At 50.9% G+C, this 25,353-nt stretch carries 22 protein-coding genes; 13 read left to right on the forward strand and 9 right to left on the reverse strand.

Translation table 11 applies throughout. From position 1 onward, the window contains the following. Positions 1-66 precede the first annotated feature (66 nt). Genes ATHL_RS05405 through ATHL_RS05415 form a run of 3 tightly spaced genes read left to right on the forward strand, consistent with a single transcriptional unit; the run spans position 67 to position 4,693 of the window. Positions 67-1,581, forward strand: a complete 1,515-nt coding sequence (locus ATHL_RS05405; protein ID WP_062190580.1) for a glycosyltransferase family protein — start codon at positions 67-69, stop codon at positions 1,579-1,581. Positions 1,582-1,595: 14 nt separating this feature from the next. Continuing rightward, positions 1,596-3,167, forward strand: a complete 1,572-nt coding sequence (locus tag ATHL_RS05410) for a glycosyltransferase family 39 protein (protein ID WP_162787597.1) — start codon at positions 1,596-1,598, stop codon at positions 3,165-3,167. Between the two features lie 38 nt (positions 3,168-3,205). Then, a complete protein-coding gene (locus ATHL_RS05415; protein WP_162787598.1) occupies positions 3,206-4,693 on the forward strand; it encodes a hypothetical protein in 1,488 nt (495 codons plus the stop codon). Here ATHL_RS05415 and ATHL_RS05420 read toward each other — a convergent pair. Next, positions 4,690-5,481 (reverse strand): nitrilase-related carbon-nitrogen hydrolase, encoded by a 792-nt coding sequence (locus ATHL_RS05420; protein ID WP_062190586.1) that lies wholly within the window; start codon positions 5,479-5,481, stop codon positions 4,690-4,692. The two genes, ATHL_RS05415 and ATHL_RS05420, sit on opposite strands and share 4 nt — an antisense overlap. A 108-nt stretch (positions 5,482-5,589) precedes the next feature. Between ATHL_RS05420 and ATHL_RS05425 the strand changes: the two genes are divergently transcribed. The 4 genes from ATHL_RS05425 to ATHL_RS05440 are packed head-to-tail and all read left to right on the forward strand — an operon-like array spanning position 5,590 to position 11,362. Beyond that, complete coding sequence (locus ATHL_RS05425; protein WP_062190587.1) at positions 5,590-6,834, forward strand: glycosyltransferase family 87 protein; 1,245 nt, start codon at positions 5,590-5,592, stop codon at positions 6,832-6,834. Next, entirely contained in the window at positions 6,831-8,342 is a 1,512-nt protein-coding gene (locus ATHL_RS05430) for a glycosyltransferase family 39 protein (protein ID WP_062190588.1), read from the forward strand. The genes ATHL_RS05425 and ATHL_RS05430 overlap by 4 nt, the downstream gene beginning before the upstream one ends. Further along, the gene (locus ATHL_RS05435; protein WP_062190589.1) at positions 8,323-9,900 is read left to right on the forward strand and encodes a hypothetical protein; all 1,578 of its coding nucleotides are present in this window, start codon (positions 8,323-8,325) and stop codon (positions 9,898-9,900) included. The genes ATHL_RS05430 and ATHL_RS05435 overlap by 20 nt, the downstream gene beginning before the upstream one ends. Further along, on the forward strand, positions 9,884-11,362 hold the full coding sequence (locus ATHL_RS05440) for a hypothetical protein (RefSeq protein ID WP_062190590.1): 1,479 nt from the start codon (positions 9,884-9,886) through the stop codon (positions 11,360-11,362). The genes ATHL_RS05435 and ATHL_RS05440 overlap by 17 nt, the downstream gene beginning before the upstream one ends. 2 nt (positions 11,363-11,364) lie before the next feature. Here ATHL_RS05440 and ATHL_RS05445 read toward each other — a convergent pair whose 3' ends face one another. Continuing rightward, positions 11,365-13,356, reverse strand: coding sequence for an ArnT family glycosyltransferase (locus ATHL_RS05445; RefSeq protein ID WP_162787599.1), 1,992 nt, complete (start codon positions 13,354-13,356; stop codon positions 11,365-11,367). 129 nt (positions 13,357-13,485) lie between these two features. On the opposite strand from ATHL_RS05445, the gene ATHL_RS05450 reads away from it, so the two are divergent. From ATHL_RS05450 to ATHL_RS05465, 4 genes are all read left to right on the forward strand, one after another. Then, positions 13,486-14,559, forward strand: coding sequence for an ATP-binding protein (locus ATHL_RS05450; protein WP_062190592.1), 1,074 nt, complete (start codon positions 13,486-13,488; stop codon positions 14,557-14,559). A gap of 29 nt (positions 14,560-14,588) precedes the next feature. Continuing rightward, entirely contained in the window at positions 14,589-15,761 is a 1,173-nt protein-coding gene (locus ATHL_RS05455) for a 6-phosphofructokinase (RefSeq protein WP_062190593.1), read from the forward strand. Between the two features lie 38 nt (positions 15,762-15,799). Continuing rightward, the gene (locus tag ATHL_RS05460) at positions 15,800-16,750 is read left to right on the forward strand and encodes a class II fructose-bisphosphate aldolase (protein ID WP_062190594.1); all 951 of its coding nucleotides are present in this window, start codon (positions 15,800-15,802) and stop codon (positions 16,748-16,750) included. 163 nt (positions 16,751-16,913) lie between these two features. Beyond that, positions 16,914-17,420, forward strand: coding sequence for an NUDIX hydrolase (locus ATHL_RS05465; protein ID WP_062190595.1), 507 nt, complete (start codon positions 16,914-16,916; stop codon positions 17,418-17,420). On the opposite strand, the gene rsmD is transcribed toward ATHL_RS05465, so the two are convergent. Genes rsmD through ATHL_RS05500 form a run of 7 tightly spaced genes read right to left on the reverse strand, consistent with a single transcriptional unit; the run spans position 17,421 to position 23,910 of the window. Next, positions 17,421-17,990, reverse strand: coding sequence for a 16S rRNA (guanine(966)-N(2))-methyltransferase RsmD (rsmD, locus tag ATHL_RS05470; protein WP_062190596.1), 570 nt, complete (start codon positions 17,988-17,990; stop codon positions 17,421-17,423). Between the two features lie 6 nt (positions 17,991-17,996). Continuing rightward, positions 17,997-19,001 carry a uroporphyrinogen decarboxylase family protein gene (locus ATHL_RS05475; protein WP_062190597.1) on the reverse strand — a complete coding sequence of 335 codons (1,005 nt, stop codon included), beginning with the start codon at positions 18,999-19,001 and terminating at the stop codon, positions 17,997-17,999. Beyond that, the gene (locus tag ATHL_RS05480) at positions 18,998-20,242 is read right to left on the reverse strand and encodes a magnesium chelatase ATPase subunit I (RefSeq protein WP_062190598.1); all 1,245 of its coding nucleotides are present in this window, start codon (positions 20,240-20,242) and stop codon (positions 18,998-19,000) included. The genes ATHL_RS05475 and ATHL_RS05480 overlap by 4 nt, the downstream gene beginning before the upstream one ends. A 3-nt stretch (positions 20,243-20,245) precedes the next feature. Then, positions 20,246-20,701 (reverse strand): GtrA family protein, encoded by a 456-nt coding sequence (locus ATHL_RS05485; protein ID WP_062190600.1) that lies wholly within the window; start codon positions 20,699-20,701, stop codon positions 20,246-20,248. Continuing rightward, positions 20,698-21,657, reverse strand: a complete 960-nt coding sequence (locus ATHL_RS05490) for a UDP-glucuronic acid decarboxylase family protein (RefSeq protein ID WP_062190602.1) — start codon at positions 21,655-21,657, stop codon at positions 20,698-20,700. Before ATHL_RS05490 ends, ATHL_RS05485 begins: the two co-directional genes overlap by 4 nt. A 15-nt stretch (positions 21,658-21,672) precedes the next feature. Continuing rightward, positions 21,673-23,310: a G5 domain-containing protein gene (locus ATHL_RS05495; RefSeq protein ID WP_062190604.1), complete on the reverse strand. Its 1,638-nt coding sequence runs from the start codon at positions 23,308-23,310 to the stop codon at positions 21,673-21,675. Positions 23,311-23,355: 45 nt separating this feature from the next. Then, a complete protein-coding gene (locus ATHL_RS05500; RefSeq protein WP_062190605.1) occupies positions 23,356-23,910 on the reverse strand; it encodes a DUF2140 family protein in 555 nt (184 codons plus the stop codon). Between the two features lie 66 nt (positions 23,911-23,976). Between ATHL_RS05500 and scpB the strand changes: the two genes are divergently transcribed. Beyond that, on the forward strand, positions 23,977-24,549 hold the full coding sequence (gene scpB, locus ATHL_RS05505; protein ID WP_062190607.1) for an SMC-Scp complex subunit ScpB: 573 nt from the start codon (positions 23,977-23,979) through the stop codon (positions 24,547-24,549). 55 nt (positions 24,550-24,604) lie between these two features. After that, positions 24,605-25,339, forward strand: coding sequence for a pseudouridine synthase (locus ATHL_RS05510; protein WP_062190608.1), 735 nt, complete (start codon positions 24,605-24,607; stop codon positions 25,337-25,339). Positions 25,340-25,353: the final 14 nt, after the last annotated feature.

The following is a 25,353-nucleotide window of genomic DNA, read 5'->3' on the forward strand; positions in this document are numbered from 1 at the left end:
TCTATCGTAACTGTTTGATAGGGAACCGTAAAGCCCGGCCGGAAGAGCCGGGCTATAATTTTGGTTATGAAACCATTTCGATGGGGCATTACAATTTTCCTGATGGCTCTCGCCATTCTCGCCAGGGTGATCCCTGGGCCGCGCACGATTGATGATGCGTATATAACGTTTCGATATGCCCGTAATTTACTGAGCGGGTATGGCTTTGTATACAACCCCGGGGAGAAAGTTCTCGGTACGACCACTCCCCTTTACACCTTGTTGCTGGCTGGCATGGGAATGCTGACCGGTGGGCAGGATGCGGATTTCTCCAGCCTGGCTCTGGCTATCAACACTGTTGCTGATGGAATTACCTGTCTTTTACTGTGGAACCTGGGGAAAAAGGCGGGTTCCTCGGGGGCAGGGCTGGCGGCGGGAATCCTCTGGGCGATTGCCCCATTTTCGGTCACTTTTGCCATTGGCGGCATGGAAACAAGCCTGGTCGTGTGTTTGCTTACCGGAGGGGTATGGGCCTTTCTGGAGCGGAGATATGCCCTTACGGGGGGGCTTGGCGCACTGGCGTTTCTGACGCGGGTGGATACCACGCTTCTCTTTGCCCCGCTGGGTTTGTTTTGGGTTATTCAGGCCCTTAGAGGAAGAGAGAAGATGCCACTCCGAGCCATTGTGGCAGCGGGCTTACCGGTAGCATTGTGGCTTATATTTTCGATTACATTTTTTGGAAATCCCATTCCACAATCGGTTCAGGCAAAAATCCTGGCGTATCGCTTAGAACCGGGGGCCGCTTTAATCCGTTTATTACAGCATTATGCGACCCCTTTTATGGATTACAACCTTCTGGGTTACCCGGCCAGTGTGATGGTGGGGCTATTTTTGTATCCATTTCTCGCGCTGGTTGGAACATTCACGGTTTTTCGCAGAGAGCCTCGTTTTCTCCCTTATCTCCTGTACCCATGGTTGTATTTTGTCGCCTTTGCTTTACCCAATCCCCTCATTTTCCGCTGGTATCTGACTCCTCCTCTTCCTGCATGGATTTTTCTTATTTTCTTTGGAGGTGCCAGGGTCATTTCATCTTTGAGTAAACGGCGTTGGGTCATCCTCGGCGTGGGGGCAACCCTGACGGGGCTGGCTATGGTTTCTATGTTGCTGGACTGGCGATGGCGCCCTGACCACGGCCCGGCACGACCTGCGCCAGACATGGCATATATTCAGCTGGAACTGCTCTACAAAGAGGCAGCTCAATGGGTGAAGGAGATGGCTCAGCCTGGAGATACTCTGGCAGCCGGAGATGTTGGTGTGCTGGGGTTTGATACTAACCTGGGTATCCTTGATCTGGTGGGATTGAACTCTCCCATTGCCACTCGGTACTACCCCCTTAATTCGGATCTTTATGTGATTAACTACGCCGTCTCCCCCCAGCTTATTCTTGATACCAGGCCTGATTGGGTAGTGATCCTGGAGGTGTATGGAAGGCGTGGGCTGTTGCGTGAACCAAAATTTCTCCAGGAATATCATCTGGTGAAAACGATCGAAACGGACATGTACGGCAGTAAGGGTTTATTAATTTTTTCGAGGAAGCCTTGAAGAAAATTATAAAATTGGAATTTCTGATCCTTACTTTTATTATCTTCGTTTCCATGGGCTGGAAAGGCTGGTTGATCTTTTCAGGGCACGTACCTTTCAATGCAGATGAAGCGGTAGTTGGATTGATGGCCCGACATATCCTCCAAGGGGAAAGGCCCGTATTTTTTTATGGCCAGAGTTACATGGGGAGCCTGGATGCCGGACTCGTTTCGCTAGGCTTTCTCCTTTTTGGGGAACATATCTGGGTGATTCGTGCAGTGCAAAGTTTGCTCTACCTTGGTCTTCTGCTTACGACTTACTTTCTTGGAAAAGAGATGTTTTCTTCAGGTGGGGTAGGGCTGATTGCCGCGGGTTTATTGAGTATTCCAACGGTTAATATGACTTTATATACCACGGTCTCGCTTGGGGGGTATGGAGAAGCTCTGTTGCTGGGTAACTTCATATTACTGCTTACCGTCAGACTCTGGAGGCGTTTTCGGGTTGTAGAGGCTTTCTTATGGGGTGGGCTGGCTGGTTTGGGCCTTTGGGCAAACGCATTGACCATGGTCTATGTTGTACCTGCTCTGGTGTTTCTGATTGTTCATCACCGCCAAAATATTTATAAGATGGGGAAGATGTTTCTCTGGATTGGATTGGGGGGATTGCTGGGGGCTTTTCCGTGGTGGTGGTACGCTCTGTACCATGGCTGGTATCAGCTCGTTGCGGAGTTGACCGGCTCGGCAGTTTCAGTAGAACAGGTGCCGTGGCTGGCGCGGAGTGGATTGCATCTGGTTTACTTTGTGTTACTCGGGATACCTGTGATCTTTGGGTTGCGCCCACCCTGGGCGGTGGAATGGCTGGCCTTTCCTCTGATTCCGTTCGCAGTGGCAGGGTGGGGGATTCTTCTGTTTGCATGTGCTCGTCTGGCAAGGCGTCAAACAGAAGTACAAAAGGGGTACCGACTTCTCCTGGGGGTGGGGGTGACACTAATCGTCGGCTTCGTATTCACTGCCTTTGGAGTCGATCCTTCGGGGCGGTATTTCTTGCCTCTGGCAGTTCCTCTGGCATTAATGGTAGCTACTGGAGCCTGTTATAGCCAGCTACCCCGGTGGTTAAGGAGTGCGGCGCTGATGGGCATTGTGAGCTTTCAGGTTGTCGGGAATCTGCAAACCGGTTTAACCTACCCCCCGGGATTAACCACACAATTTCATGCCCCAACCATTATTGAACATCGGTATGATGAAGAGTTAATTCAATTTCTTAAAGACCAGGGGGAGACGCGCGGGTACACTCATTACTGGGTTGCATATCCGCTGGCATTTCAATCATCTGAGAGCCTTCTGTTCGTTCCACGTTTGCCTTATCATACCGATCTACGGTATACCAGTCGAGATAATCGGTATGCTCCTTATGACGATCTCGTAAAGTCCAGCCTGCGGGTTGCATATATTACCACGAATAACCCTGCTCTTGACAGGCTGATCACGGATGGTTTTCAGAGGTTGGGGATCACCTGGAAGGAAAAGACCATTGGTGACTATCACATTTTTTATGCCCTCTCCCAGAAGGTAGCCCCTGAAGAACTTGGTATTGGTGAAAAACCTTGATGTACCGATGGAGATCGCTTCTGATGTTAAAAATGCTCATGCCTAATCTCAGGCTGGTGTTCTGGGTTGCTCTGTTTTGGGGGGTGCTGGCTCTTGGCCCGACGATGATGAATGTGGATGGAGACCTGGGCCGGCATCTTACGATTGGGGAGTATATCATCGCAACCCGGAGCATTCCTACAACTGATCTTTTCTCTCACACCATGACTGGCCAGGAATTAACCCCTCATGAATGGATGGCTCAAATTTCCTTTGCTCTTGCTTATCGCTGGATGGGGCTAAACGGAGTGGTTTTATTGACTGCCATAGTGATTGCCACTGCTTTCACCCTGGTTTTCCAGGCCTGCATTCGTGCGAGCCAGAGCCTGATTGTGGGGCTGTTTTGTGCGTTGCTGGCGATTGGGGCGGCCAGCCTTCACTGGTTGACCCGCCCGCATATTTTTACTTTTTTATTTCTGGTGATCTGGGTTCGATTACTGGATCAGATTCGTCATGGGAAGTGGCAGGTCTGGGTGGCCATGCCGTTTGTGATGGGGATGTGGGCCAATTTCCATGGGGCATTTGTGGCAGGGTTTGCTGTATGGGTGTTGTTCCTGGCTGGCCAGATCTGGGAACGCTGGATTGAAGGATCACTGGAAATACAGGGATCATCGATATGGAGGATGGCTCTCGGAGGGTTGATTTCTTTCCTTGCAACCCTGATCAACCCGGTGGGTTTCCGTTTATGGAGCACCAGTCTTGGCTATGTGAGTAATGCCTATCTTGTTGGGCATACTGCGGAATATTTATCTCCCGATTTTCATCATCCCAGTACCTGGCCGTTTCTATTAATGATTGGTCTGGCCCTTCTGACCTTTGGATTGCTGGAAAAACGTCTCAGAGCGCCAGAGATTTTTTTGGTATGTGGATGGTTGGTTATGGGGTTATATAGCCAGAGAAATATACCTCTGAGCGCTATAATCGTCGCTCCAGTACTGGCCATAGCGATTCAAAAACTGGTGGACGGTTTACGTCCGGGATTGCAGGTGGCAGAAGGCTTGCGGCTTATCGATGATCGGTGGCTTGTTATTGAAAAGCAGTTCGGGGGGTGGCTCTGGGCTGGAGTGGTGGTAGTGCTGGCAGGTTTAGCATTGAATCAAGGGATTCGGCTCGATTTTAACAGGCAGGGTAATACGTTCGATGCCCGGGTATTTCCTGTGGCCGCACTGGACTGGGTAGAAGAAAATCCGCAATCGGGGAAGATATTTAATTATTTTCCATGGGGGGGATACCTTCTGTATCGTGCATGGCCAGGGATTACTGTTTTTATTGATGGTCAGACGGATTTCTACGGCGAGACTTTGAGCCGGGAATATGAACAAGTCCTTACTCTTGATGAAGGCTGGCAGGAAATTCTGGCCCGTTATGACGTTCAATGGGTGCTTATGCCCACGGAATCGGCGCTGGTCAGGGAGTTAAGGGTGACCTCTGGCTGGAAAGAAGTTTATCGGGACAATGTTGCGGTGATATTACACCGGCTGCCTTAAGAGCTCAACGGATAAATATCCGGGCGGCGATCCTGGAAAATCGGCAGGAAATTTCGCGCCCTAGAGATTTGGTCGATATCTACGGTCACAGTCAGGAGTTCTTCATCCCTGGAGCTGGCTTCGGCCAGGGTTTCACCCCAGGGTGAGATCACCATACTGCAACCACCAAACTCATCTCGAGTGGCCGGACCGATACAGTTGACTGCAAACAGGAAACTCAGGTTTTCAATGGCGCGGGCATGGGTGAGAATTTTCCAATGGTGAATCCGCTTTGCAGGCCATTCTGCGCTCAGAAAGAAAAAATCAGCCCCCTGAAGGGCATAAGAACGGAACAATTCCGGGAAGCGGAGATCATAACAGATGGCCAACCCGGCTTTTCCCCACAGGGTAGAAGCCATTTGCAGGCTGTTGCCGGGTTGAAGCCAGCGGTGCTCATCCATAAGGCGGAACAGGTGAATTTTGCGGTATCGAATGGGGTCTGCATGTTGCGGATCGAGCCAGAGGAAGGAATTGAAAATTCCAGTAGGTGAGTTTTCCAGAAGTGAACCACCGATACAGAGGTTAAACTGCCTGGTCAGTCGGCTTAACTCAGTGAGTATTTGGGGTGTCTGAGCGGCATGGCGTGAGGCGTTTTCCAGATCGTATCCGCTGCTCCAACACTCTGGAAGAAGAATGATCTGACTGCCTTGCCTGGCGGCCTCTTCAATGGCGCTGAGTGCTTTTTGCAAATTGAGAGCCACTTTTCCAGGGGTAATATAAAGCTGAGCCAGCGAGAGGGTTAAATTCATTTAAATCCCTTTCCATGAAAAGACTTCTGGCTGATCTTTCCTGATATAAAATAAGGCTGGAAACTCATTCATTGAATCGGTATCTTTTTTTACCAGGGAGGTCAACCCTTGAAACCAAGGCGTACTCATTGGGCTTTACCCTATCTGTTATTCGTTCTTGGGCTGGTGGTTATAGCAGGTATCACCTGGGGAAATTATAACTATACACGGAAGAATCCGGGGGGAAATGATTTTCTCGTTCACTGGATGGGTAGCAGGGCGCTTCTGGAAGAAGGGATCAGCCCCTACAGTGATGAAGTGGCAGTACGTATTCAGACTTTTGCGTACGGGAGGCCGGCCCGGCCAGGAGAGCATGAACTGCGTGTAGCCTATCCTTTATATTCGGTGTTCTTTTTTATTCCATTTGCCCTCATTAAACAATTTGAGCTGGCCCGGGCCGTCTGGATGACCCTTCTCGAAATGGGGTTGGTGGGGTTGGTCATTCTTTCTTTTCGTCTTTTTCGCTGGCGCCCTTCGTTGTGGATGACGACGGTTTTGATTCTGTTTTCTCTATTCTGGTATCACGGCCTCAGACCGTTGATCAATGGGAATGCGGTGATTCTTGTGGCGGTCTTGTTATGGGGGGGACTGCTGGCTTTGCGTAATGGTGCCGACGAGTTTGCCGGGGTACTTTTTGCCTTTTCAACCATTAAACCTCAGGTTGTGGTGGTCATTCTGGTATGGATTATTGCCTGGGCGCTGGTGCAACGGCGGTTGCGAATGTTAATCTGGTTCTTTGCCACACTTTTTCTCCTGGTAGCCGGGGCAGCTCTTATCTTGCCAGACTGGCTGATCCAGAATCTTCGAGAGGTGATACGCTACCCATCTTATAATCCACCGGGAACGCCGGGGGCAGCATTTCAAGCCTGGTGGCCTATCTTTGGTCAGCGACTGGGGTGGTTATTAACTGTTCTGGTTGCACTGATTCTTCTGGTTGAATGGTGGGCCGCGCGTAAGGCGGAGATGCGTGGGTTCCTCTGGACCGTTGGCCTGACTCTTACCGCCAGTCAATGGGTTGGAATTCAAACCGATCCCGGTAACTTTGTGATTCTTTTCCCGGTGCTCATCATGTGCCTGGGGCTGCTGGATGAACGCTGGCGAGGTCGAGGTAACTGGTTTATTTTATTCCTTTTGTTTATCCTTTTGGTTGGCCTTTGGGCGATATTCTTAACCACGGTTGAGCACGGGGATCAACCGATCCAGAGCCCAATCATGTTTTTCCCTCTGCCAGCTTTCCTTCTGCTCTTGCTATACTGGGTACGCTGGTGGGCGGTTCAGCTACGGCGTCCATGGCTTGAGCAAATAGACTTATGATCCCATTGCGTGCCTTCCGTTCACTTGCCTGGCCCAGGTGGATGCCCTTAACCTTCATCCTGGTGGGTGGTTTATTAATCCGATTGGTCAATATACAATCCCGGGGAATCCAATATGACGATGCCTTCAGTATCTTTTTAGCTCAGCGTAATCTCGGTGAGATTATCCAGGGCACCGCCGCAGACACCATGCCCCCTTTGTATTATTTTCTTCTCCATTTCTGGATGAGAATGGGGCAGTCGACTGGTTTCCTGCGAATTTTAAGCGTAGTTTTATCGATGGGAGGAGTGGTGCTGGTGTATTGTTGGGTCGCGGAAATGACCAATGAAAGCTCAGCGCTTTGGGCGGCCTTGCTGATGGCTATCTCTCCCTTTCAATATTATCATGCCCAGGATCTTCGGAATTACGCTCTCCTGCAGTGTGCACAGCTTGGTTACTTCTTTTTCTTTTATCGAATCCTTCGGGACGACAACCTGTTTCCTCGAAAGAGAGCCATTGCGTGGGTGGGGCTGGTGTTGTTTGGGGTGGTGGCCATGTACACGCATAATGTGGCCGGTATTGGTTTGATCCTGCCTGATTTGTTCCTGATTTTGAAACGAAAGTGGAAAACCCTGATTAAATTGGTCCTTGCCCAGGGTGTGATTGCTCTGGCTGCTCTGCCCTGGTTGCTGTATGTCCCCGGGCAGGTGGCAAAAATTCAGGCCGCCTGGTGGCAGGGGCGCCCTGGCCTGGTTGAATGGATCCAAATTCCGGTGATATGGGTGACGGGGCTGCCTCTTCAAGGCTTCTGGCTGGCCTTGGGGGTGTTTTTGGGATTAGAAACGCTGGCGTTGGTGACCTTTGCCTGGGTTCGAAACCGCGTCAGTGAGGATGGACTTGATTTTCTGGCTTTTATCTGTTGTGGTCTTCCGCTTATATTGTTTGTCCTGTCTTATTTCGTTAAACCTATCTTTATCCCACGGGCGTTCATTGTAGCTCACAGTGCGTTCCTCGCATTAAGCGGCTGGGTTATCTCTCATCAGTGGAAGCAAGGGGTGGGAAAGTTGATCCTGGGCGGGTTTCTTTTGGGCGCTATAATAGGTATCCCGAACCAGGCATTCTTTGATCAGTTTCCACGTTCCCCTTTCCAGCAGGCGGCAACAGACTTATCCGCTGAGATCGGAGAGGGTGAAGTGGTGGTTCACGATAATAAGTTGAGTTATTTCCCTTTTCGTTTTTATGCACCTTCTCTCCCGCAGGAATTTATTGAAGATATTCCCGGCAGTGGAAATGACACTTTTGCACCGGGTTCGCAGTTAGCGATGGGAATTTTTCCAAAGCCAGACCTCGAAAGTGCGATTGGAAATTGTAGAAGAGTTTATTTTATTGTATTTACGCAGACAATTCAGGAATATCGAGATTTGGGTGAAGCGGAGCATCCATCCCTTCTCTGGCTGAGGAGCCGATATCGCCAGGTTGCGCATCGCTTCTACAACGACCTGGAGGTGTATGTCTTTGAGAAACCGTAAGCTCTTCTACGGGGCTTTCTTTCTTGTGGCGTTGCTTCTGGTGACGGTGGGGGGAGGCATGCAAAAAGCACCGGGATACATGGACGCCGAATATTATTATGCAATGAGCGTCAGACTAGCCGAAGGTAAGGGAATGACTCAGCCGTTCCTCTGGAACTATCTGGACGATCCACCAAGCCTGATCGCTCCTTCTCATACCTTTTGGATGCCACTAACCTCTTTAGTAGCTGTTCCGGGATTCTGGCTTTTTCGTTCATTTACCGGCGCACGGTTGATTTTCTGGCTCTTATCTGCCCTGGTCCCTCCGCTGACGGTGTGGTTTGGATATCGTTTCCATGGGGATTGGGAGCTGGCAGTAACCGGAGGGGCTCTGGCGCTCTTCCCGGTATTTTATGGAGTCTATTTACCTGTGACCGACTCTTTTGCGCTGTATATGCTCCTGGGAATGGCTTTTTTCGTAATGACTGGCTGGCCAGCAGGGAAAATTGAAATGCAGGCTGCAGGGTTAGGGGTGGTTACAGGGTTGATGTATATGACGCGTCCGGATGGTCTCCTCTGGCTGGTTATTGCTCTTTGCTGGCTGGGGTGGAAAGTCTGGAATGAATCGGAACAAAGGGTGAAGTCCCTTTTGGCTGTGGGGGTGCTCTGTATATTGGGGTTTCTGTTCGTTGGATCGTTCTGGTTTGCCCGTAATCTGATGGTATTTCATCGCTTACTACCGCCAGGGAGTGGACGGGCTCTGTGGTTAACCCGTTATGAAGACCTTTTCCTTTACCCGGCTCAAGATCTGACTTTCGCACGGTGGTTGAGTGGGGGATGGGAACGGATTGGTTCGGGAATCTGGCAGGCAGTGGTAACAAATTTCCAGACTGCGGTGGCTGTTCAGGGAAGCATTGCATTGTTCCCGTTCATTGGGGTGGGAATGGCTACTTGCTGGAAGCGTAGTGTCGTTAAAGTGGGTTTATTACTCTGGGCTGGTATCTTCTTGATGTTCAGCCTGGTATTTCCATATCAGGGGGTTAATGGATCCTTCTTTCATGCCGGTGCGGGCGTACAGCCTTTTTTGTGGGTCATGGCATCGGTGGGAATCCAAAGAACGGTAATGGTCGTGTCCGGGTGGCGCCACTGGCAGCGGGGGCATCAGGTGCAGGTGTTTCTGGAGGTGCTGCTGGTGCTGGTATGTGTCTTTCTTACGGCAGGGCTTTTTTTGCAAAAAATCCATGGAGGGAAAACGGGTATTCCATGGGGAGGAGGCACAGAGGCTTATTCACAAATTGAGATGGTGCTGGAAAGGCTGGGCATTTCTCCCTGTGAGCCGGTGATGGTGAATAATCCACCAGGATATTATCTGGCCACGGGGCGAGCCGCGGTCGTTATTCCCTTTGGTGATGAGACCACAGTACGGGCGGCCTCCGAGAGGTATGGGGTGAAGTACCTGATTTTGGACCAGAATAATTCGGGCCACCTGCCTGATCTGTATTTCCACCCGGGTATATCCAGAGGGTTTAAATTTCTTATGCGATTTGGAGACGCGCGGATTTATGAAATTCTTCCGTAGATCCTTTGCTCTTTCCACCAAAACATGGTGGATGGTACCGGTGATGGGGATCGGTGTATGCGCGCTTTTTCTTAGCCTCAGTGCCTCGATGGCCGGGATTGGGTTCCCATTAGATGATGCCTGGATTCATCAGACTTATGCCCGTAATCTGGCTGTTATCGGGGAATGGGCTTTTATCCCGGGCCAGCCATCGGCGGGGTCTACTGCCCCTCTGTGGTCGTTTTTTCTGGCGGCAGGGTATTGGATCAACGCTGGCATGCCGTATGGGTTCACTTTCGTTCTCGGGTGGCTATGCCTGATGGTGATTGCCTGGGCGGGGCAGAATCTGGTCTGGGATTGGACAGGCAGGGGAACTGTTCCGTGGGTGGGTTTGTTTCTGGCAGGCGAATGGCATCTGGTCTGGGCCGCGCTCTCAGGGATGGAAACTTTAGCTCTTGGTTGTGTGGTCTTATTAAGCTTTTATTTTTTGAGCAAAGAAAATATCCGCTGGTTGATGATCGGGGTTCTGGTTGGGCTGGCACTCTGGATTCGGCCGGACGGCGTGACCCTTTTGGGGCCAGCTTTTTTGGTGCTTGGCCTGTCACCTCAAAAATTATGGACACGAATGCTTCGATTTTTCCAGTTTCTGGCCGGTTTCCTTATTCTGACACTACCTTATTTGTATTTCAACTGGCAGTTAAGTGGTTCAATCTGGCCGAATACTTTTTACGCGAAACAGGCGGAATATGCGGCGCTTCTGGAGCAGTCTATTTGGGTGAGGGTTGGTCAACAATTTTCATTGCCTTTGATTGGGGCGGGAGTCTTCTTTCTGGTCGGTTTCTGTTATTGCTGTATACAAGCCTTCAGGTACCGGAGATGGGCGCTGGCCGGGATGGGGTTGTGGTTTACAGGAATGGCTTTATTGTATGCGCTTCGGTTGCCGGTTACTTATCAGCACGGGCGTTATCTAATGCCAGCCATGCCTGTGTTCTTTATTCTTGGTTGGATGGGGAGTATAGACCTGATCCGAACAATTCCGTTAAGCCGGTGGCGTTTTATCCTTTTGCGCAGCTGGCAACTTGGGACAGGGTTAACCTGGGCAGGGTTTCTCGTCCTTGGCGCGAGAGCCTATGCTACTGATGTGGCGATCGTTCAGACAGAAATGGTGGCTACAGCGAAATGGATCGAGCAAAACACTCAACCTGGCGATCTCATCGCAGCACATGATATTGGTGCCATCGGTTACTTCAGTCACCGCCGATTAATCGATCTGGCCGGGTTGGTCTCACCGGAGATTATCCCTGTTTTACGCAATGAAGAAGCGCTGGCCAGGACGCTGGATCGAATGAATGTGGAATGGCTTGTGACTTTCCCGGGGTGGTATGTGGAATTAACGAAGGGAAAAGAAGTCGTTTTCACTACCGGTGGGATTTATGCGCCTGCCGCAGGTGGTGAAAATATGGCTGTTTATCGCTGGAAGTGAGTTTAATGGGGTGGTTGTACCTGATATAAAAGATAATACTGCCCTCCCACGTTTACCGGCGCAGGCAAAGAAGCCAGTAGCCGATCAAACGATTCCCAACCTGCTGAAGAGATGGCTCGGTCCTCGGCGCGCATGAAATCAGCTCCGCCTTGATATACCAGAAGGTGAGTGATACCTTCACTCTTCCATTTCTCCAAAATGGAGTTTGGATCAGATTGGGTGCGGTAGGCTTCGCGCCAGATGTCTATCCATGGGTCTGGAATGGCATGGAGGGGAGCGTACAGGCTACGCGCTTCCCAGAGCATAAGAATCTTTGAGGTTGGGGGTAATTGATCGATGGCTTTCATTGCGTAAATATAAGCCCCCAAATTTTCTTGCAGGTATTCTTCCTCAGTAATGATGCCAAGAAGATAGGGGACTACTCTCATACGGGCCCAATGAATGGCATCCTGGAAAATGGAAGTCATCAAAATGATTAAAGCCATTGCTGTTATGATAGGTTGAAGGGACACCTGGGGGATCTTCAGGGAGCACAAATTGGGCCAGGCCCAACTCGCGAGGGCCACCAGAGCTGGAAGTAATGCAAAGTACAGACGAGTCTGTTGCAGGTGAGGGTACCGTGCCCCTGCTAGAGCGATGGTACCCCATGCGATTACAAGTGAAGCTCCCAGAAACCGGGCTGTTGGGTTCTGACGGTACATGAAAACCCCCGGGATGGCAAAAAGGATCAACAACGGCCCCAGATCTGTTCCTGCCCCGGATGCACTATCGATCCCCGTCCAGGTGATGTAGAGAGGTAAAATGAGTTGTGGCAGGATGCTGTAATCCCCAGGGGGGAGATTCGCCGCAGCCAGGCGTTCGGCTGGATAAGCGGGTGTCGGGAAAATATAGGGAAAAAGCGGGTTGCCGGTTGAAAAATAATTTTTTAAACCCCAGGGAAGAAAGGCCAGCAAAGCAAGGGCAACCCCAATTGTCCACTGGCGCAGGGAGAATTTGCGCAGGCCAGGGAGAAAAACCCCCAGCCCAAAGACGGCAATTCCAAGAATTCCGGCAGTATATTTAGTGCCCACTGCAAAGCCCACCAGGGTTCCTGCCCAGGAGATCCATGAGGGCTTCCCGGTCTCTTGCCAGAGAAAAAAAGCGTGGAATGCGGCCAGTCCAAACCATGCGGAGAAGAGATCGGTATAGGCCCATGCCATCATCCAGCGCGCAGTTGTACTGCTAAGAATCAAAATCACAGAGTACAACGCTACCTGCGATGAAAAGGGTGGCTTCCCGGTGACTTTGGGCAACCAGGTGAAAGCAAAACCTGCCATACCCGATAAGAAGAGCAGGCTGCACCACCAGGATAAAAGGGCGGCTGAAGATGGCGTTCCCAGGGTCATTGCCCAGGTATACAGCATTTCGACCAGCTGGGGATGCCCCCAGTAAGGGATATGAGGGGTAAAAACAAGCCTGCCGGCTTCCAGGTACAAGCGGGGTAAGGCGAGATGGTAGGTGAGAGCGTCATATTTTACAGGTGGGGCAGCGGCGATCCCAAGCTGGAAGATGATCAGGGTGATACTTCCAACAGCCAGCCACTTCTCCACTGGCCGCCACAGGCACCAGAGGGTTTTCCATTGCTTGAAACCCTGACACCACAGGTAAATCTCTTTTCGGAAAATGAAAAAAGACAATACGATTAAAGCAGAGGATAACCACCCATTCATGAGACCCAGTGCTCCGATTCCGAGCCAGACCAGCCCTGATACTCCTGCTCCAAGGGCAGCGAGCATGGATTGGAGAGCAAGATCGGGTGGCTGGTGGACTCTCATCAGCCATGTGCCTATCCCTGCGCAGGCTAGCACGATTGACCCGGAAAGGATGAAGTTTCTGGAAAAATCGAGCAGGGGTTTTAACTGATTGGATTGCAAGAGTGGGTGAAAAAAATAATAGCCGGTGAGGACAATGATAGCCCAAATAAGAAAGATCAATGGTATACGGGATGATTTCATAGAAGGGGTGTTATTCACGGTTTGAGCGAGTTGCGGATGTTGCCTGTAGAATGTACTCATAGTATACTATGCTGGTTCGAAATCAAAAAACGTCCCATTTCCCTCTGGTATTAGTGCAGGAGAAGAAGCATGACTCTCCAGGTGCCGGTAACGCCCGAAGAAGAATCGCAGACCTCTTTCGTGGATGAGATCGAAGAGGAATACGAGAGGGTACGCCAGACTTTAAAAGAAGTCTCTCTGATGCTGGAACAGAGCCAATCAGAGATGGCAAAATTAACCCAAAGGAATGCGACCATTACCTCTCATTTACAACAGGTTCAGGCGCAATTTGATACCATGCCTCGCATGGATATAAAAATTGCCTACAACTCGGCGCTTGAAGCACAACAGCGCTTACTGGTGATGCGCGGGCAGCTCGAGAAGCTTCAGAATGACGAAGAATCGTTGCGCAGATATTTAAACCTTTTGGAAAAGGTTCGGAACTATCTGGCACAGGACAGCCGGGCGCACGGGAATTCACGGGTTGCGATCAGCAATCGACCTGCCTCCCTGGAGATGGTGATTAATGCCCAGGAGGCTGAACGGCAACGGTTATCGCGGCAAATGCACGATGGGCCGGCCCAGGCGCTTTCTAATTTTATTGTTCAAACAGAGATTGTTGCTCGCTTGCTGGACGTTGACCAGGAACGGGCGAAGGAAGAAATGGCCAACTTAAAGAATGCGGCCATGAGCACTTTTAAAGAAGTGCGCACCTTTATTTTTGAGCTCAGGCCGATGATGCTGGATGATCTTGGGCTCTTTCCCACCATCAAGCGTTATGTTGAGAGTTTTAAAGAGCAGACTGGCTGTGATATCCATTTAACCATTAAGGGGAGTGAAAGACGTCTGCAATCATTCCTGGAGGTTATGATCTTCCGGGCACTTCAGGAGTTGATTGGCAACGCTTACCGGCATAATCAAGACATTCCAGGTAAATTGCAAATAACAGCCGGGATTCATCTGGACGATGTGGTGATTAAGGTAAGTGTTGCGGACAATGGTAAGGGGTTCGATCCGGATATTATGGATAAGACCGGACATCTGGGATTAAATTTGATTCGGGAACGCGTTGAACTGCTCGGTGGGCACATGGAAATCGACTCGGGAACGGGTCGGGGGACACGAGTGACATTCCAGGTGCCTGTCCTGGAAGCAGAGAGCTAACATCTTAACAACATTACCAGGAGGAATGTATGGCAAAAACGATTGGTGTCTTAACCGGGGGTGGAGATGTGCCGGGATTGAATCCGGCGATTAAAGCTCTGGCACTCGGGGCGATGGAAATGGGATACCGGGTGCTCGGGATTCGACGCGGATGGGCTGGACTGCTTCACTACAACCTGGATGAGCCTTCTACTCATGATTACTATATCCGTGAATTAACCCCGGAGAGTGTTCGTACCATTGATCGAACTGGTGGAACCTTTTTGCATACCTCGCGAACGAATCCTCAAAAGGTAAGCAAGAGCGCCACCCCTGATTTCCTGAAGAATTCTAAATGGGGAAAACCCGTTCCGGATAGCGAGGGAGTCACTGATTATACCGACTATGTTTTGAAGGTAATCGAACATTTAGGGATTGATGTGTTGACTCCTATCGGTGGAGATGACACCTTAAGTTTTGCGGTAAGGTTACATCGAGAAGGGATGCCGGTTGTGGCGCTTCCCAAGACGATGGATAACGATGTATTTGGGACAGATTACTGCATTGGTTTTTCAACCGCTGTCACCCGCTCTGTAGAATTTATCACCAATATGCGCACTTCCGTCGGTTCCCACGAGCGCATCGGGATTGTGGAGCTGTTTGGGCGGAACTCCGGTGAAACCAGCCTGATCAGTGCCTATCTCTCTTATGTGGATCGCGCAATCATCTCTGAGGTGCCGTTTAATATTGAAAAATTGGCGAATTTCCTGCTGGAAGATAAGCGGAACAATCCCTCTAATTATGCCATTATGACCATCTCAGAAGGCGCGATTATGGAAGGAGGCGAGGTTATTGAGTCAGGTGAGGCCGATGCCTACGGTCACCGTAAGCTGGGCGGCGTTGGTGAGATAACAGCCCAGGCGATTAAACAACTCACCGGGCAGAATATTATGTACCAGCAGCTGGGTTATCTCATGCGCTCCGGGGCTCCGGACTCACTTGATCGCATGGTAGCCATGTCTTTTGGCAATCTTGCGGTTCAGCTGATTCGCCGCAATGACACCGGAAAGATGGTCGCCTTGCATGGCGGAAAGTACACAACAGTTCCTGTGGAAATGGTACTGGCTGGTAAGAAGCGGGTTGATGTGGCCAGTTACTATGATATTGATCAATATAAGCCGCGCGTTAAGGACTTCATGGGTGTGCCCATGTTCCTGAGTTAATCAAAGCGGGCTAACCAATATTCGAGGAGTATAAAGCGATGATCGTCACGACGAAAAAATTGTTTGAAGCGGCGTATGGCAAATACGCCATTGGCGCGTACAACATTAACAATCTGGAGCAGACCATGGGCCTGTTCCGGGGAAATCTGGACAGCCAGGCGCCGTTTATCATCCAAATCAGCAAAGGCGCACGCAAGTATTCTGATAAACGGATGCTGGAAGCATTGATTCGGGCTGCGGATGAAATTTTCCCTGAAGCCATCTTTGCTGTTCACCTGGATCACGGGGATGAAGAAACCTGCATGGATTGCATCAAGAGCGGTTTTTATAGTTCTGTGATGATCGATGCCAGCCATGAGGATTTTGAAACCAATGTGGCTATCACCCGCCGGGTGGTCGAAGCAGCCCATGAACGGGGAATTGTGGTTGAGGCCGAACTGGGTCAGCTGGGCGGCGTTGAAGAACATGTCAAGGTAGATGAAGCCAATGCCAAGCTAACGGATCCAGATAAAGCTAAGGAATTTGTGGAACGCACCGGTTGTGACTCTCTGGCTGTGGCGATTGGCACCAGCCACGGGGCTTACAAATTCTCTGGTTCTCAGGCGTTACGCCTGGATGTGCTGGCTGAGATCCAAAAACGGTTACCGGGCTTCCCGCTGGTGATGCATGGGTCTAGCTCGGTTCCCCAGGAAGAGGTCGAACGAATCAATAAGGCCGGTGGAAACCTGAAGGGCGCCAAGGGTGTGGACGAAAATGCCTTCCGGCGGGCGGCTGAACTGGGTGTGACCAAGGTGAATATTGATACAGATGGACGGCTTGTCTGGACACGGGTGCATCGTGAATATTTCATGCAACATCCTGAAGAAATCGATCTTCGCCCCATCGGTAAAATTTTTATGGCGGAATATGCAAAATTCATCGCCCATAAGAATGAGAAACTTGGAAGTGCGGGGCGCCTGCCAGAAGTCCGTGCGTTACTCTCGGCCTGAAGCCGGTGCGGGTAGCCCCCGTGTTACTCACCTTTGAAAGGTAAGCTAAACCTGCCCCCGCCTGTAAGGGCGGGGTTTTCTTTCATCAGGAAGACAGGTTCTGGGTGGGGGCAGGAGAAGATTTGGCCAGAGGATAAGGATATGCCATCTTTTGGAGGGAGTCGTGGGTAAAGAGGAACAGGGAATCGATCCAAGAAAGACGCGGTATGCAGTGATCCCCCGAACGTTAAGTTTCCTTTTTCGGGGTAGTGAGGTCTTGTTGATTCAAGGAAATCCCCAAAAGAAGCTCTGGGCGGGTTTGTACAATGCTATTGGAGGCCATATTGAGCGGGGAGAAGACGTCACCTCAGGTGCACTGAGGGAGATTCGCGAAGAAACTGGTTTGGAAGTAACCCGTTTTCGGCTTGTGGGCACGGTTCTGGTGGATGTGGAGATAGATTTAGGGGTATGTTTGTTTGTGTTTCGAGGTGAAGTAAAACCCGGGGACTTGATTCCTTCCCGGGAGGGACAGCCTGCATGGATTGCGATTGAGCAAGTTTCAGAGCTACCCGTGGTGCCTGACTTGCCTTTGCTGCTCAGGCGTGTCTGGTTGATGGGCGACGGAGCCCCCCCTTTCTCGGCGCGTTCTTTTTATAACCGGGAAGGGAAACTGGAAATGATTTTTTCCTGATCAATCAGAACTGGCTTTGAGGGTATAAAAAATGAGCAGGGTATTCCCGTATTTTCGTTGATCAAATTCCTCCAGATGTTCGAGAGGGATTGCGTGGTATTCAACGGGATCGATTTGGATGATGACCCAGCCATCGGGTGCGAGCCAGCCGATGTTCTGATCGAGAGTAGAAAGCGCTTGATCCCACAGCCCTTTATACTGGGGTGGGGCGATATAAATGTAGTCGAACTGACGATCGGGGGTCTGCTTTAAGTAGTGTAAGGCATTGGCAAGGAGGACTTGCCCGTACTCTTTTAATCGGGTGTGTTCCAGATTATAGCGTATGGTATCGACAGCTGCGCGGTGTAAATCGATGAACCGAGAGAATGCGGCGCCACGGCTGAGTGCTTCAATCCCAACACTGCCAGTGCCTCCAAATAAATCCAGGAAGCTTGCGTTTATAATATCGTTTCCAATAATGTTAAAAAGAGCCTCTTTGACAACATCGGTGATGGGACGGGTAATATCCCCGGGAACCATACGCAGACGCATGCCCCGGGCTTTACCGCTGATAATGCGTGGGTTAGCCATAATTCTTTACGATGCTGCGATCTGATCGACAATCTGACGGGCTGCCAGCAGATTCCCTGCCGGTGCAGTGATGGGAACAACGCACCCTGTGCCAAGGATGAAACGTTCCCCCAGAGTCTGGTGAATGGCGTCACGGCTTTCTTCGATCACCTGATCGGGTGTACCAAGGACCATCGTTTCCCATTGTCGTAGCCCCCCACATAAGACGCCCTTCCATTGAAGGCGAGCTTCTGCCAGCGATGGGGCGGTCTGGCGGTCGTGCCAGTTTATGATAGCTGCGGGGTAATCCAGCACCCTGGAAAACATAATATCGTTACCATGGATGTGAATGATGTTTAACCACAGATCTTCAGCAGCTTCCAGCAGGCGTAGATCGTAATAACGCCCAAAAGCGTCAAATTCAGCAGGAGACAGGATACCCAGTTGAGCATGCTGGACGGCATAGAAAATGCCATCGATGCCCGTTTTCCGAATTTCCTCAAGGAACCGAAGGGTAGTCTGAGTGATACGTTCCAGGCCGGAGTGAAGGGCATCGGGGAACTGGCGCAGGTGAACCAGCAATTTATCGCCCCCCACCAGGTTTTTTGCCTGCGCCAACGGGCTGAAGATGGTTTGAACAATGGGTGTGTGGTGAGAAAATTCGGCGGTGAGGATGCGAAGGCAGGTGATTTGATCCCCCAGGTGGCCACTGAGCGGATCGAGAAAGGGAAGTTTTCCCCAATCTTCAGGATGCTGGATAACACGGCGGGTGTAATCTCGGGTGCCTTCCGGGTTTCCTCGCCAGGTATCCTCTGCTCCCCAGTCTTTGAGGCAAAAAGAAGAAGAAGGAGTGACTTTGATTAAATCAAAATCATACGTGCGCTGGAAGGCGGCAGTTGCGGCGGCAAGCCCATCGGGGGTCTGATCGTCTACGGGGAAATGCCGCCACAGGGCAACCGGTACCCGGTCTGGCAACTGACCGGAAAGGCAAACTTCCAGTCTTTCACGGTGGCTGATGGTTCGGGGCTTCATTTCTCTTTGCTTTCATCAGTTTTATGGGTGGGAGGATATGCTTCAGGCGGGTTTTCAGGATGTGAAAGACATTGCTCGATATATTTCTGAAGAGCTTCGTCTTCTTTTTCCTGTTCCTCAAAATATTTTAACATGAACTCAGAGTGTCGGAATCGAAGGGCCATCGGAGCGACCATGCGCAGATCGTCTTCTGAAACCGTCGTTCGGGCATCGGCGGCTGCGAAGGCTCGTGCGGCTTCGAGAAGGGTGATTTCTGCGCGGATCGAGTCGATATTCAGGTGCCGGATCATTTGAATGCCCAAGTGAGCCACTTTGGGAGGGATCTCAACAAAAGGAAGGAGTTCTTTCGCGGCAATAATTTCTTCCCTGGCGCGCATGGTTTCCTCCTGATATTGTTGAACCGTGGCGCGAGGGTTCAACCGATAAGCCCGGGATCTGCGATATGCTTCCAGACGCTCTTCATGATCTTCCAATCCCTTGACGAGGACACGCAGGCCGAAGCGGTCCATGATCTGGGGCCGCAAATTTCCCTCTTCCGGGTTCATCGAACCGATCAGGGTGAAGCGAGAGCGGTAAGTAGCCGAGAATTTTTCGTTTCTCACAGTGTAGGTGCCGGCTGAGGCGGCATCGAGAATGGCGTTGATAATCGCGCTATCCAGTAAATTAACTTCATCGATATACAAAACATTGAGATCAGCCTGAGCCAGAATACCGCGCCGAATAAGCATCCGGTTCTGCGAGAGGGCATTTTCATCCATGCCTCCAATTACAGCTTCCAGCGTGGCATTGAGAGGAAGCTCGATTAAACGAACGCGATCCTGGCGGGTAAGCGGGATACCTTCGGCGTATTTTCGGGCGCAATCGGGGCATACAGCATCTATTCCGCCCGTTTCTATATCTTCAGGTAAACATCCTAGAAAACAGTTGGAACGTTGTACATCTGGAAGGAGATGGATGAGGCTGCGAACGGCTGTGGTTTTCCCTGTTCCTCTGGGGCCGATGAGAAGGACTCCGTTGACCAGCGGATTAATGATGGAGAGAAGAAGAGCCAGCTTCATTTCTTCCTGGCCGACCAGGGCCAGAAAGGGGAAGGGTAATATCTCGGCTAAACCCGAGTCGGCGGGTTCGGCATTCGGCTGGAAATTCTTGCCAGTGACGATGTCGATTAACTCACGCAGCGACCTGACCGTGTGAACGACATTTTCGTCTCTGGATTCTTGGTACTCAGGTTTTTCGCTCATTCCTTAGCTTACATCATTATACGTCCAGAAGCGATTGGCAAAAAAATTCCAGAGCATAACTACCAGTACGGCTATGGCCAGGGCAAAGTTATGGGCAAGAAACACCGGTGTGAGGAAGAAACTCTGGGGAATAAACCGCTGGAACAATTGCACCAGGATGCGTTCCATATAGGCGAATAATGGAGTACGAATTCCAAGCCCTATCAGGTTGACCAGAAAGAACTGGACGAGTTGCTGCGAGAGGCGTTTACTGCGCGAATCAGGGTATGTCCAGTAACGATTCCAGATAAAATTGCTGATTACGGCTGCGGTAAAAGAAACCATGCTGGCAAATACTGCCTGAATGGGGAGGGTTTGAACGAGCAAATTAAAGGTACCGAAATCAACCACTGCCCCAATTGCGCCGACCACGGCGAAACGTAAAAAGCGGATTCTTTCCTGAGGATTGGCAAGAATCATTCCAACCCCATTTTTTGCTTGAAGTAAGGTATGGTGCGTTGAATGCCTTCGTGAAGCGAGGTGGTGGGTTCCCATTTTAAGATTGTCCGTGCACGGGTAATATCTGGCCTTCTTCGTTGAGGGTCATCTCCCAACCTGAGAGCCGGTTTGTAGACTATTCCTGAAGGATTTCCAATGATTTCATTGATCGTTCGGGCAAGTTCCAGGATCGTGGTCTCGACGGGGTTTCCGATGTTGACCGGTTCGTGTTCGTCGGAGAGGAGCAGGCGAATAATTCCCTCGATGAGATCATCGACATAACAGAAACTTCGGGTCTGGTTTCCTTCTCCATAAACTGTAAGAGGCTCGTGCCGCAAAGCCTGCTGGATGAAATTGGGGACAACGCGTCCGTCATCCAAACGCATCCTCGGGCCGTAGGTATTAAAGATGCGTACAATGCGTGTATCCAGACCATGGTAACGATGATACGCCATGGTGAGTGCTTCAGCAAAGCGTTTGGCCTCGTCATAAACTGAGCGTACCCCGATTGGATCGACATGCCCCCAGTAACTTTCACGCTGGGGATGCTCGAGCGGGTCTCCGTAAATCTCGCTGGTTGAGGCCAGAAGATACCGTGCCCTGTGTGCAATGGCGACCCCAAGAGTGTTGTGGGTGCCAAGGGCTCCGGCCTTCATGGTCTGAATGGGCAGGTTGGTATAGCCGTAAGGAGATGCCGGGTTGGGGCTGGCCGGTGAAGCAAAATGCATGACGGCGTCCACTTTTCCCGGTACAAAGATGAAGTTTGAGACATCATGACGAATAAACAGGAAGTTGGGGTTTCCGGCGAGGTGAGTGAGGTTATCCGGGCTACCGGTAACAAAGTTATCCATACCAACGACCTGATGACCATCTTTGAGTAAGCGTTCACATAGATGCGAACCGAGGAATCCGGCTGCGCCGGTTATTAAAATGCGCATGAAAAAATTACCTCTTCACCAGTCGATTTTTTCGATAAGTCCGTCACCGGTAATCTGGCGGTAGTCACCGGTGACAGGGTTGATTAGAAAAAGGTTCCCCTGATAAATACAGGCGATCCATGGGGTATTTCCTTCCATTGGCGCAGGAGACCAGACTACCTTCTGAGGTTCTATACCCAGCTTTCCTTCATCCGGGAAGACGCGCTTCAGATTACTGCCATCACGGTCGATGACAGTTAGCCAGTATCGCCCTGTTTCTCCCTGCTCGCGTGATGCGTTCATCAAGAAGGCAACCATGTAACTGCCATCGGCCAAACGTGGAGAAGCTACCGGGTAGCCAAACATGCCTGACTTCTCAACCAGTGAGAGGGTGAGTCCACTATTCACCAGCCTGGCTGAAAGGTCAAAATAAGGAGAGCTTTCTGCATTTTCCATGCCGGGTTTAGGAGCATGAGAATTAAAGTATAACACTTGATGATTGGGGGACCAGCCCAACCCGGTGACCCATGCCCAATCAGCGCGGGTCTGGTATGGGGTTATATCTACCAGGGGTTTGAGGGATTTTGTTTCCAGGTCTACGAGGCCAATCCGATCGGGTTGGGCGTAAGCCAGTAACTCTCCATCAGGAGACCAGGCAAACTGTGTTCCCCACCAACCTAAGGCTCCGCCATAATTGGCTTCGATAATTTTTTCCGTTTCCAGGATCATTCCGGTAGGGGCATAACGGGCAATGAAAAGGTCGTTGTTGGCCTGCCAGCCGGGGGCTGTGGTGCGCGGTTCTACTGTGGAGTAGGTAATGGTGAGCCCCTGTCCGGGAACCCAATCGGCAAAATGGACGATATTACTCACCCGCAAAGCAATTGGCCGGGTGTCTTCTTGTTCCAGGTTGATCATCCAGAGGGTGTTGATTTCTTCGCTGGCGGGGCGTGAAGACTTTCGGGTAAAGAGCAGCCAGTTACCGTCTGGCGATAGAGAAAAGACCCGACCATCGAGGTCCGCGGTAGTGACGACAGGCCTGCGCTCACCGGTTGATTTTTCCATAACCCAGGCATTACCACCCGCAAGGTAGACCAGCCTGCCGGGAATGGGATAGGGAGTGAAAGGTTTTTGCACCCCGATCATGGTGATCTCGGCTTTGGGTTCTACCAGACGTTCTTCTTTGAAAATAGAGCGAGACACTTCCTGCCCATCTTCGTACACAATGCGATACGTGCGCTGTAGAAGACCATTTTTCCCGGTCTGGATGATCATTTCTCGTTGCTCGGGTAAAGACTCATTCTGAACGATCTGGCTTTCAAAGGGGAGAACCACTTCTTCCTGCTGGAACTCTTCTTTTACTCGAATGACCCGAATGGATTGTCCTTCTGTGAGGACGGTGTAACCCGGGGGGTCGATGCGGTCCAGCTGATTCAGGGTGACGCCGGCCCGATCAAGAGCGCCCTGAACGGTTGTTCCAACTGGCACAGAAACTGAAATCTGCTGGCCATCTACCTGGATGGGGATGGTCAGGTTACCAGCCGCGCGACTCTCTACTGCGACGCAACCGCTGAGGAATATACTAAAAAACAAACAGGCCAGGAAAGCCAGAAGGTACCCTTTAATCCTTCTAAGCGGGGAAAATGAAGATGGTTCAAAGCCCGCAAGAGTGCTCATAAACCGAGTATAATCAGGAAGTCTTGTGAGGAGGGAATGCCTCTTTCATGGAAGCATGCCTTTCAACGTCATACTGCCGTTTTCCATGGTAATCGATTCAAGTTTAAATTGTTGACCATGGAAGGTGACCAATCCGGGCATTTCCTGGTTAATCGTTTGGGTGAGGGTCTTCAAGGTTGCGTCGGGGATTGGAAGAGAACCGATTTTCCCGTCCTGGATGGTGACCTGAAGATTCCCCTGGTCGATGTATGGTTGCATGGTGAGCGAGAGATCGGTTGTGAGAGAGCTCACACTCATCTGTCCGGTCAGCTGGATGGATCCGTTTTCGAGTCTGACCTGGGCGTTTTGAATGGGCGAATCGGGCTGGGAGGCCAGTTTTTCGGCCAGATAAGAAGTGAGCTGATTTTCAGTAATGGTGAGAGAGGCTGTGCCGGTTTGTTCTAATTGAGCTACAGCGGTGGCTACATTTGACTCGAGTTCGGCGGCGGCTTCTCCAGAGGCTATGATGGTTGTTGATGGAGGTTGGGCTGTTCGGATGGGTAGAGAACACGCCAGCCCTGTAGATAGCAGGAGTACCGATAAGAAGAGAATTGGTTTCATGTCCTGTCCTTAAAATTCAACCTTATGGATGGTATCGATTCGGTTTGTGAACGAAGCAATTATAGCATGAGTGAAAACAATCCTACCGATCCGCAAACATACCTGGGGATCCTTGAAGCTTTGCTTTTTGTGGCTCCGGAGCCGGTTCATCCTCAACAACTGGCCGAGGTTCTGTCGCTTTCGGTCACCGATGTTGAAACTTACCTGCGGGCACTGGATGAAGAGTATCAGAATGGGCGCGGGTTGAGGATTCAATGGCACGCTGGCCGGGTTCAGCTAACTACCGCTCCGCAGTTTTCTGAAACCATCGAGCGTTTCCTGGGTCTGGAAGCGACTGCGCGCCTGAGTCGTGCCGCTCTGGAAACCCTGGCGATCATCGCATATCGTCAACCGGTTACCCGGCCAGCAATCGATGCTGTCCGGGGGGTTAACAGTGATGGGGTGGTTAAAAGTTTACTGGGCAAGGGACTGATCCAGGAGGTGGGGCGAGCGGATAGCCCGGGGCGGCCCATTCTCTATGGAACAACGGGTGAATTTTTACAATACTTTGGCCTGGGGTCAATTCAGGATCTTCCACCTTATGATGTTCCGAGTGAGGATGAACTACCGACCGCGGAAAATGGAATATTGAAAGATTAAGTTAAGTTCATTGTTGCGATTCGGAAATGGAATAGAGAGATCAGGAAAGATATTTATGGAAGAACGATTGCAAAAAATTTTATCGCGTGCAGGTTTCGGATCACGGCGTGCCTGCGAGGACTTGATCCTGGCTGGGAGAGTCAGGGTCAATGGGCAGGTAGCCAGTATTGGTTCGAAAGCCGATCCGGCGAAAGATATGATTCAGGTGGATGGACAAAAAATTCCTGCTCAACCACCGCCGGTATATATTGCTCTGCATAAACCTCAAGGGGTATTATCTGATGTGGAAACACACCATGATCCGAGGAAGACGGTACGTGATCTGGTGCCGGTTCCGGGTCACTTATTTTCGGTTGGGCGGCTGGATTATGAGAGCGAGGGATTGATTCTGTTGACCAATGACGGAGAGCTGGCCAACTTGCTGACGCACCCGAGATATGGTCATGAAAAGGAGTACCGTGTGCAGGTTTCCTCGCGCCCGGATGAACGGCAACTAGAAGCCTGGCGGCACGGAGTGGTGCTCGAAGATGGATATCGAACTTCCCCGGCCCAGGTCAGGCTGGAAACCATAGACGGGAAAGGGGCCTGGTTAAGGGTGATCCTTCGAGAAGGCCGGAAGCGGCAGATTCGCGAAATGGGAAAGCAAACCGGCCTCTATGTTACCAGGATTATCCGTGTGCGAATTGGTACCCTGCTTCTTGGAGACTTGAAGCCAGGAGAGTGGCGGTTTTTAAGACCGGATGAAATTCGGTTGTTGAAGGCGGGTAAAAAGGCATCCAAAAAAGGATGATATCAGGACCGGCG

This window comes from Anaerolinea thermolimosa (assembly GCF_001050195.2).
GTDB lineage: Bacteria > Chloroflexota > Anaerolineae > Anaerolineales > Anaerolineaceae > Anaerolinea > Anaerolinea thermolimosa.

Excerpts from the sequence above, each read along its gene's own strand:
- ATHL_RS05415 (WP_162787598.1), top strand. The coding sequence starts at position 3,206 with ATGCCTAATCTCAGGCTGGTGTTCTGGGTTGCTCTGTTTTGGGGGGTG.
- ATHL_RS05490 (WP_062190602.1), bottom strand. The coding sequence starts at position 21,657 with ATGCGCATTTTAATAACCGGCGCAGCCGGATTCCTCGGTTCGCATCTA.
- ATHL_RS05405 (WP_062190580.1), top strand. The coding sequence starts at position 67 with ATGAAACCATTTCGATGGGGCATTACAATTTTCCTGATGGCTCTCGCC.
- ATHL_RS05500 (WP_062190605.1), bottom strand. The coding sequence starts at position 23,910 with ATGAAACCAATTCTCTTCTTATCGGTACTCCTGCTATCTACAGGGCTG.
- ATHL_RS05480 (WP_062190598.1), bottom strand. The coding sequence starts at position 20,242 with ATGAGCGAAAAACCTGAGTACCAAGAATCCAGAGACGAAAATGTCGTT.
- ATHL_RS05495 (WP_062190604.1), bottom strand. The coding sequence starts at position 23,310 with ATGAGCACTCTTGCGGGCTTTGAACCATCTTCATTTTCCCCGCTTAGA.
- ATHL_RS05430 (WP_062190588.1), top strand. The coding sequence starts at position 6,831 with ATGATCCCATTGCGTGCCTTCCGTTCACTTGCCTGGCCCAGGTGGATG.
- ATHL_RS05450 (WP_062190592.1), top strand. The coding sequence starts at position 13,486 with ATGACTCTCCAGGTGCCGGTAACGCCCGAAGAAGAATCGCAGACCTCT.
- scpB (WP_062190607.1), top strand. The coding sequence starts at position 23,977 with ATGAGTGAAAACAATCCTACCGATCCGCAAACATACCTGGGGATCCTT.
- ATHL_RS05435 (WP_062190589.1), top strand. The coding sequence starts at position 8,323 with ATGTCTTTGAGAAACCGTAAGCTCTTCTACGGGGCTTTCTTTCTTGTG.
- ATHL_RS05445 (WP_162787599.1), bottom strand. The coding sequence starts at position 13,356 with ATGAAATCATCCCGTATACCATTGATCTTTCTTATTTGGGCTATCATT.
- ATHL_RS05420 (WP_062190586.1), bottom strand. The coding sequence starts at position 5,481 with ATGAATTTAACCCTCTCGCTGGCTCAGCTTTATATTACCCCTGGAAAA.
- ATHL_RS05475 (WP_062190597.1), bottom strand. The coding sequence starts at position 19,001 with ATGAAGCCCCGAACCATCAGCCACCGTGAAAGACTGGAAGTTTGCCTT.
- rsmD (WP_062190596.1), bottom strand. The coding sequence starts at position 17,990 with ATGGCTAACCCACGCATTATCAGCGGTAAAGCCCGGGGCATGCGTCTG.
- ATHL_RS05455 (WP_062190593.1), top strand. The coding sequence starts at position 14,589 with ATGGCAAAAACGATTGGTGTCTTAACCGGGGGTGGAGATGTGCCGGGA.
- ATHL_RS05440 (WP_062190590.1), top strand. The coding sequence starts at position 9,884 with ATGAAATTCTTCCGTAGATCCTTTGCTCTTTCCACCAAAACATGGTGG.
- ATHL_RS05460 (WP_062190594.1), top strand. The coding sequence starts at position 15,800 with ATGATCGTCACGACGAAAAAATTGTTTGAAGCGGCGTATGGCAAATAC.
- ATHL_RS05485 (WP_062190600.1), bottom strand. The coding sequence starts at position 20,701 with ATGATTCTTGCCAATCCTCAGGAAAGAATCCGCTTTTTACGTTTCGCC.
- ATHL_RS05510 (WP_062190608.1), top strand. The coding sequence starts at position 24,605 with ATGGAAGAACGATTGCAAAAAATTTTATCGCGTGCAGGTTTCGGATCA.